This is a genomic window from Streptomyces rectiviolaceus (assembly GCF_039533825.1).
GTDB classification, from domain to species: Bacteria; Actinomycetota; Actinomycetes; order Streptomycetales; family Streptomycetaceae; genus Streptomyces; species Streptomyces rectiviolaceus.
Genome location: NZ_BAAAUG010000260.1, coordinates 1 through 2,795 on the forward strand (window position 1 = coordinate 1; position 2,795 = coordinate 2,795).

2 protein-coding genes are annotated in these 2,795 nt (G+C 69.2%); both read right to left on the reverse strand.

Annotated features, from left to right (window positions below; genetic code table 11):
• Window positions 1-125: 125 nt before the first annotated feature.
• Window positions 126-2,390 carry a hypothetical protein gene (locus ABD378_RS43615; RefSeq protein WP_344531015.1) on the reverse strand — a complete coding sequence of 755 codons (2,265 nt, stop codon included), beginning with the start codon at window positions 2,388-2,390 and terminating at the stop codon, window positions 126-128.
• 38 nt (window positions 2,391-2,428) lie between these two features.
• Window positions 2,429-2,795, reverse strand: a 367-nt coding sequence (locus tag ABD378_RS43620) for a conjugal transfer protein TraB (protein ID WP_344531017.1), incomplete at its 5' end; no start/stop codon positions are given.

Consider the following 2,795-nt stretch of genomic DNA (forward strand, 5'->3'; position numbering starts at 1 on the left):
ACAGTGCCGAAGAACTCTGTGGCGGCTTCCTTGGCGGCTTGGCGCTGCCCGGCCGTGGTGGCGGGAGTCTGCTGGTACGGCTCGGGCGGGGTCACGGAGCGGGTTCTCCTTCAGGTAGGGGCGGGTTAGTTGGGGACGATCTCGTAGACGCCGCGACTGACTGGCCGCACCAGGCCGTCGTCGTTGTGGAGTTCACCCATGGCGTTGTTGACGCTGCCGGGCGCAACGCCGGGGAGCCGTCTGCGTACGTCCTTCAGCGCCATGGGGCCGTCGGCGAGAACGTCGAGGATGCGGTCCTTGATGTTGCCGACCGACGGGGCGTCGTCGTCCTCGTCGGTGTCCATGAGCTCGCGGGCTTCGGCGGCTTCCGCGGCGGTGTACTCGCCGCTGCCACCCTCTTCGCCCTCGCCGGCCAGGAGTTGCTCGGCCTGGTCAAGCCACCGTGCGTAGGACTCCTGGAAGACGCGGTGCTCCTCGCCCTCGAGCCGGGGCATGGGGCGGCTCTCCATCAACGCGATGAGCCGCGGGTAGGTCTTGTTCTCCTTGTGGGCGTTCCACGTGCGGTTCATGAAGAGACTGCCGCCGTTGATGATGTTGGCGGTGCCTGCGGTGATCGGCCCGTGCTTCACCTCCTTGCCCTCGAACGCGGCATCGATGGCGCTGCCGCTCCCGGTGGGGAAGTAGCGCTTGATGGGTTCGATCTCCACACCGGGCGGCAGGACACCGTCGCGAGCCATGTGCTGGGTGGTGGAGGAGTTGGTGCGGCCCAGCCACACGGTGCCGTTCTTCGCGTTCGCGCGGATGCGGTCCTTGTCGCCCAGGTCAGCCAGGTGGATGGACTGCGCGGCGAAGCGGATGCCCTTGCCGAGCTTCCTGCCGGTGGACTGGTTGTCACCGACCAGGCCGGTGACCCACTTTCGGAAGGGGCGGGGCACGGTGGAGTCGGCGGACAGGATGCGGTTGAGCTCGTCCAGGGTGTCGTTGGCGATCGGCCAGGGGCTGCCGGGCTCGAAGGACCCCCACCCGTTGGCGGCGCTGACCTTCTCGCGGTACTTGCCGAGGTCGTTGGAGGCGGCGAGCGTGGCCGCGGTTGCGGCGATGCCCTTGCCGAAGTGATAGATACGGCCGTCGGCTTCGGGCAGCGACATGCCGTCCTGCGCGTCAGCCGCGATGGAGACGATGCCGCTGATCCGCTCGGCGGCCAGCAGGTGCAGCAGGGTGACGGACTTCCCTGCGCCGGGCGCGCCGACGTACAGGTCGGTGATGGCGCCCATGACCGGGTCGTACAGCGGGACACGCCCTACTCGTCCATCGGGCTGCATGCCCAGGGCGATGGTGCCGTCCGCGGCCATGGTGAGGTCCTCGATCGTGGCCTCGCGGACGTTCATCAGCGGGTGGGTCTTGTAGATGGAGATGAGGCCTTCGCCGAGCCCGTCGGTCTCGACCATGACCAGGGAGGCGTCGGAGATTTCCAGGGCGCGGGCGATGAGCTTCTGGTTGAGCTGGATGAGCTGGCCTTCGGGGGCGCTGGTGCGCAGTGCGATCCGGTTCGGTTCGACCTTGTAGTCGTTCAAAAGCATGTGGGCGCAGGGCCCGTTCTTGTGGGCGAGTTTCTCGTCCCAGGTCCGCTGGATCGGATCGTCGCTCCGCTCGAGCGCCTGCAGCGTCGGCTTGGCGATCAACAGCTTGCGGCCGGGCCCGGAACCTTGGATCAGGGCGAGTTGCACGGTGCCTGGGGGCAGGTCGAACACCGCGGCGAGCGCGTTGGCGTTCAGGTCGGGGACTTCCTCGCCGGCTTCGGCGATGACGATGCCCCAGAAGTCGGGGATGGGCTGCCCATCGGGCGACTGGTACACGGTGACGTTGGTCAGCAGGCTGGTACCGGTCTTCTTCGAGGTGGCCCACTGCGCGGCCCGGTGCTGCGGGTAGGTGAACGCCACCGGCTGGGTATCGGGGGCGGGAATCTCGGAGGGGAGCAGTTCGGGGACCAGGCCGGCCGAGTGCGTGAGGGGCGTCGTGTACGCCATCACGGCACCCCAGACGGGGGCGAGTAGCCACTCCCACACGGGGGTGCCGGGGTGCAGGAGGCTGGTCAGGTAGGCGGCGGACGCTGTGAGGAACGGAAGGACGCGATGGGCGTCCTTGAGGAGTTCCCAGCCGAGCGGCTCGAGGTCCCACTTGCGCCACAGGGCCCAACCGGCGAGTCCGGCGACGGCGGCCGCGCCGAGGTGGGCGGGCCAGTAGTCGGTGGTGGGGCCGACGGCGAGACCGAGCGCCATGGCGCCGTATGTGAGGCGTTCGAGGCGCTTGCGGCGGCGGATGCTGCGCGCGGGCACGATCCGCGGCCCGGCCGTAGGGGCCAGGGCGGGCGTTCGGTCGAGGAGGGCCACGGGCGTGTCCTTTCGTGAGGTGGCGGGGCGTGGGGGGGTTAGTGGACTTCGTTGAAGCCGGGCTTGGGCTGCGCGTAGGGAGAGGCGTTGACACGCTCGTAGATGCCGCCGTACTCGGTGTCGTGGGCGTCCTTGACGAACTGAGCGTTCGCTTCCATCTGGTCGGCGGCGGCCGCGACTTCGCCGGAGGCTTCGGCGACGCGTTCGAACGCGGCGGCGACCTCAAGGGCTTGGGCCTGGAACTTGGGGTCGACGCCCGCCTGGCCGAGCTGCTCGGCCAGGCGGCGGGCTCGGGCAGCGTCGCGTCGCATGCGCGCCTTGAGGAGGTGCAGCTGCTCCTTGAGGAGGGCCGCGGCGACCGCCAGCGCCATGACACGCAGGCCCAGCGAGATGAAGTTGAGGATG